At 65.4% G+C, this 4,181-nt stretch carries 6 protein-coding genes; 3 read left to right on the top strand and 3 right to left on the bottom strand.

What is annotated here, in order from left to right:
* On the top strand, positions 1-228 hold a 228-nt coding region (locus QSK25_RS45180), incomplete at its 5' end, for a DUF6355 family natural product biosynthesis protein (RefSeq protein ID WP_285647875.1).
* A 40-nt stretch (positions 229-268) separates the two neighbouring features.
* Here QSK25_RS45180 and QSK25_RS45175 read toward each other — a convergent pair.
* The 3 genes from QSK25_RS45175 to amcB are packed head-to-tail and all read right to left on the bottom strand — an operon-like array spanning position 269 to position 2,540.
* On the bottom strand, positions 269-1,150 hold the full coding sequence (locus QSK25_RS45175; protein ID WP_285647873.1) for a hypothetical protein: 882 nt from the start codon (positions 1,148-1,150) through the stop codon (positions 269-271).
* A gap of 2 nt (positions 1,151-1,152) precedes the next feature.
* On the bottom strand, positions 1,153-1,314 hold the full coding sequence (gene amcA / locus QSK25_RS45170) for a multiple cyclophane-containing RiPP AmcA (protein ID WP_285647871.1): 162 nt from the start codon (positions 1,312-1,314) through the stop codon (positions 1,153-1,155).
* Positions 1,311-2,540: a cyclophane-forming radical SAM peptide maturase AmcB gene (gene amcB / locus QSK25_RS45165; RefSeq protein WP_285647870.1), complete on the bottom strand. Its 1,230-nt coding sequence runs from the start codon at positions 2,538-2,540 to the stop codon at positions 1,311-1,313. The genes amcA and amcB overlap by 4 nt, the downstream gene beginning before the upstream one ends.
* A 5-nt stretch (positions 2,541-2,545) precedes the next feature.
* Here amcB and QSK25_RS45160 point away from each other — a divergent pair, with 5 nt between their 5' ends.
* Entirely contained in the window at positions 2,546-3,721 is a 1,176-nt protein-coding gene (locus QSK25_RS45160) for a hypothetical protein (protein WP_285647868.1), read from the top strand.
* Positions 3,722-3,749: 28 nt separating this feature from the next.
* A partial coding sequence (locus QSK25_RS45155; RefSeq protein ID WP_285647867.1) for a cysteine hydrolase family protein occupies positions 3,750-4,181 on the top strand: 432 nt, incomplete at its 3' end.

Below are 4,181 nucleotides of genomic sequence, written 5' to 3'. Positions count from 1 at the left end.
GGTGAGCTCACGGCCCGCTACTTCCACTGCGGCAACAGCTTCATCCTCATCAAGTTCCACTGGAGCACCGGCACCACCGGAACCGCGTGCGTGCCACCGCACGGCCAGATCCCCTTCTACAAAGACGGCCAGCACAAGGTCGTCAACGCCTACTACGTCACCACCCGGCCGAACCTCACCGGACCGCACGGCAACCAGCGGTGCTCTCTCCGGCAGCCGAGAGTCTGATCGATCATGCGACGCACCCGGCGGGTTTCTGAGAACCGGTTCAGTCGGTTTCCTTCGCGAGGGCGGAAAGGATGGCCTTGGCTTCGGCGCGGAGCAGCGGTTCGAGCAAGTCCCAGTCGCTGCCTTCGCCCGTGATCCAGAGGTAGCGGGAGATCGCGGACAGGAGGGCCAAGGTGCCACTGCGGGTGTGCAGCTCGGGCATTTCACGGATGCGCTGAGCGGTTTCCGGGTGCAGGAGGCTGTTGCAGTAGAGCGTGGCCAGGTCGTAGCCGGCGAACATGGGTCGCCAACTCTCCCAGTCGAGGATGCACAACTGCGGTCGGCGCAAGTTGGCCCAGTGCAGGTCCGCGTGCGCCGTGGTCCATTCCACGCCCGCGAAAACGCTCACAGGCAACGTGATGCCGAAGTGGTGCTCGACCCCGCTGATGGTGGAAGCAACGGCACCGAGCTCGTTGTCCAGGTCCAGCGGGTGCGCTGCCAGGGCCGCCAGTGACCTACGCAGGTCCTTCCACCATGATTCCGGCAGCTGGGGATCCTCGCGCAGGACGCCCCCAGCAGCGATGGTCGTCCCCAGGGCGAGGGTCATCACCTCGCCCCGGAGACGGCAGCCCAGTAGGTAGGCGTCGTCGTTCTGCCAGTCGTGCCACCGAAGAACCTCGGGTTTGGCGACGCCGCGGATCGAGTTGGCAGTGGCATTGCCGTCCCAACGGCAGACAGGCGCGTAATCGCCGTCTTCCACCACGACCCTCAGCCAAATGTCGCCGCCTTCATCACGGGCGAGCGCGCCGGCTGAGCGCATGTCGAAGGTGTTGACCGGCTCGCCGATCACGTGCACGTCCAACGCCGAAGCAGCGACGACCAGTTGCTCGTCGAGCCAGATCCGTCGTTGTTCTACGGCTCGCTCGATCTCCGCGGCGTCCATGCTCACTTCTTCCAGAACTCGCCTTCCTTGCCCCAGCTGCCGCCCTTGCGGCCCCAGTCCACGCCACTGGTGCTCGCGGTCGTCGTGGCGTTGGTGGTCACCATCTGCGCCCAGGCCGTTTCGCCCGTCGACACGGCCTGCACCATTGTGTCCAAGATCGTCATTCTCCGCTCCTCGTGTGCAGTAGTTCGGCGAGCGCCAGGGCCGGCGCTTGAACGGAGTTTCGGCAGTGGTCGGTCTCGGTCACGGCGAACGTGCCGTGTTCGAAGTACCGATCACCTGCATGCGCGCCTTGGCAGTAGGAGAAGAACTCGCAGGTTTGCTTGCAGGCTGCGAGTGCGCTCGTGAATTCCTGGACGTACCGCAGGTCGCCGGCGCGCTCCACGATCGTGGCCAGGTCGTTCTTCAACACGTTGCCTGCCACGAAGTTCTCGTAGGTCGTGCTGGAAATCCCGAGAAGCTCCGGCGACAGCAGCACCACATCGCCGTTCCAGGCGATCGTCGGAATGGGGTCGTGCTGGGAGTCGGCTTCGCGCTGCGCGTCTGTCAGTGCCAGGAACCCCAGCAGGTTCGCGACCTCTCGCACGGTCACGTCGTCGTTGACGCGGCACCACTCGAAGGTGTCGCGCCAGAACCGCTGAGCGTCGCCTGTCGAGGGGGTCTGCGCGTCGGAGTTCGCGCCCTCCTTGGCTTCGACGTTGAACCCGATCCACCTGGTGCCCAGATCGCGCAGGAAGTCCAGGATTCGCGTGGCGTGGGCGGTGCTGTTCTGGCTGACGACCGCGAGGACGGTGAAGGGGATGCCGCGTTGTTTCAGCGCCTCGACGCCTGCGACGGTGCGGTCGAACATCGCTCGGCCGCCGCGGTCGACGCGGTGACCGTTGAGCTCACGGGGTCCGTCGATGCTCACGCCGACGCTGATGTCGTACTGCTCGAACACGTCGCACCATGCGTTGGTGATGGGTCTCCCACCGCCGGTCTGCACCTTGTGCCGCACATGTCCCGCACGTCGGAGGCTCTCGGACGGCTGCAACAACTCGACAAACCGCGCGGAGCCGACCGCCAACGGCTCGCCGCCGTGCCACACCACCTCGATCGAGTCCCAAGTGGGGGCGATGGCGTTGGCGATGGCGGAAGCCACCTCTACCGTCATCTCCTGCTTGAGGTGACGTTCAAGCAGGTAGCAGTAGGTGCAGTCCATCGGGCACAGCGTGGTCGGTTGAACGACGACGGTTCTGGGTTGTTCGGCCACCCGTGGGTCCATCGTTCCTCCGACGCGTAGCTGCGGCTGCGGTGCTGGACTTCGAACCGCGGGTTCGTTCGGGACGATTCCAATATGGCTCGGAAGACTGGGACGCGACAGATGACAGCCGGGGACACGGAAGGACATCGATCATGTCCAGCGATGCCGCCGCGACCGGCGAGGGCAAGCGGTTCACGCCGAACCTCGTGCTGATCGCACAGCGGCAGGCCAAGGGGTGGGGACGCGACCGACTCGCCAGGGAGTTCGAGCGGATCGGTCGGCAGCTGGACCTCACGACGCCCGAGCTGGGCGCGATGGCTAAGGCGATCTACCCGCACGAGACCGGTAGAGCTACGGTTCGCGACGAGATCTACGTGCGGTTGTACTGCGCCGCGTTCGAGGCCACGCCGCACGAGCTGTTCGGCACGCTCAGCGCCAGCGCGGCGAGCCATCGGTCGTGCGGCCTCACGAGCCACAAGTTCGTGCCGGTGCATCTCGGCCCCGAACTGCTCCCGAAGCTCATCGAGCGCGCGAACCTGACACCCGCCTCGGTGCAGTGGGCGGACTGCCACGTCGGAGAGGTCGAGCATCCTGGTGGCCGCTGCGAGCTGTACGCGTTTCCCTGGGGCGTTGCTGTCTTCCACTTGGCCGAGGAGCTGAGCGTGCCGAACATCGCCAGCCTGGCGGTGTGGCGTCGGCAGACTTATCGCGAGACCCGGCAGTGGGCGACTGAGTGGCTGCGTGAGACGACCAGCTCGGACACACCCGTAGCGCACTACGTGCTGTCCGCTTACTGGGTGCACGAATCACCATGGAGCGGGCTAGACCTCGAAACCGCGATGCGGTTGTTGAGCATGCCGCGTGTGCTGCTCGACCACGGGACGGACGAGGCAGGCCCGTCCTTGCACCACGCGGAACTGGTGGAGCAGACGCTGTTGCGTGATGGCTTCAACGACAGCCGGATCGACGAGTTCGGTATCCGCGGCCTTTCCATCGGATGCGCGAGCTGGGCAGGCCTCAGCTACTACCCGCAGGCCACCGGGCGAGCACTTCGTACTGCGGACCTCGTCGACTGCGAGCTGCTGGTCCAGGCGTTGTGGAGCTACTGCTATCGCGTGCACGAGCAGGTGGAACAAGGATGTGATCCAGTTGTTGCACCTGAATACGGGTGGCGTTGGATCCGTGCGGTCAGGTCGAGGTTGACCATGACCAGACCGCAGGAGACCGCGCAACACGCCGCGATGCGGCGGGCGGTGCTGGAAACCAGCGAGCTGGGCAGGCACCTCACGACCGCGCTGGAGTTGCTGCGAGACACGAGCGGAGAATGATCAGGTGGATCTGGCCAAGAGCGTGCTGGTGGTCGTCGACGTGCAGAACGGCTTCGTCTCCAGCAAGTCGGCGCCCGTCGTTCCGCACGTCGCCGACGTCGTGAGTCGGTGGGAACGGGCCGGTGGCGCGACTGTGTTCACCCGGTTCATAAACCACCCCGGCTCGCCGTACGAACGCCTGATCAACTGGTCGCGCATGCAGACATCCCCCGAAATCGACATCGTCGACGACCTGGCTGCGGCCTCACAGCGCGCGGTCGCTGTGCTCGACAAGCCGATCTATTCGTTGTTCACCGAGGAAGGCACAGCGACCGTGGCGCAGCACGGCTGGACCGACATCGTGATCGTCGGGATCGCCACGGAGTCCTGTGTGCTGAAGACGGCGTGTGACGCGTTCGAACGCGGCCTGACGCCCTGGGTGATCAAGGACGCGGTCTACAGCCATGCCGGACAGGAAGCG

It is taken from the genome of Lentzea sp. NBRC 102530 (genome assembly GCF_030269365.1).
Taxonomy (GTDB): domain Bacteria; phylum Actinomycetota; class Actinomycetes; order Mycobacteriales; family Pseudonocardiaceae; genus Lentzea.
This window is presented reverse-complemented; position numbering and strand designations above follow the sequence as displayed.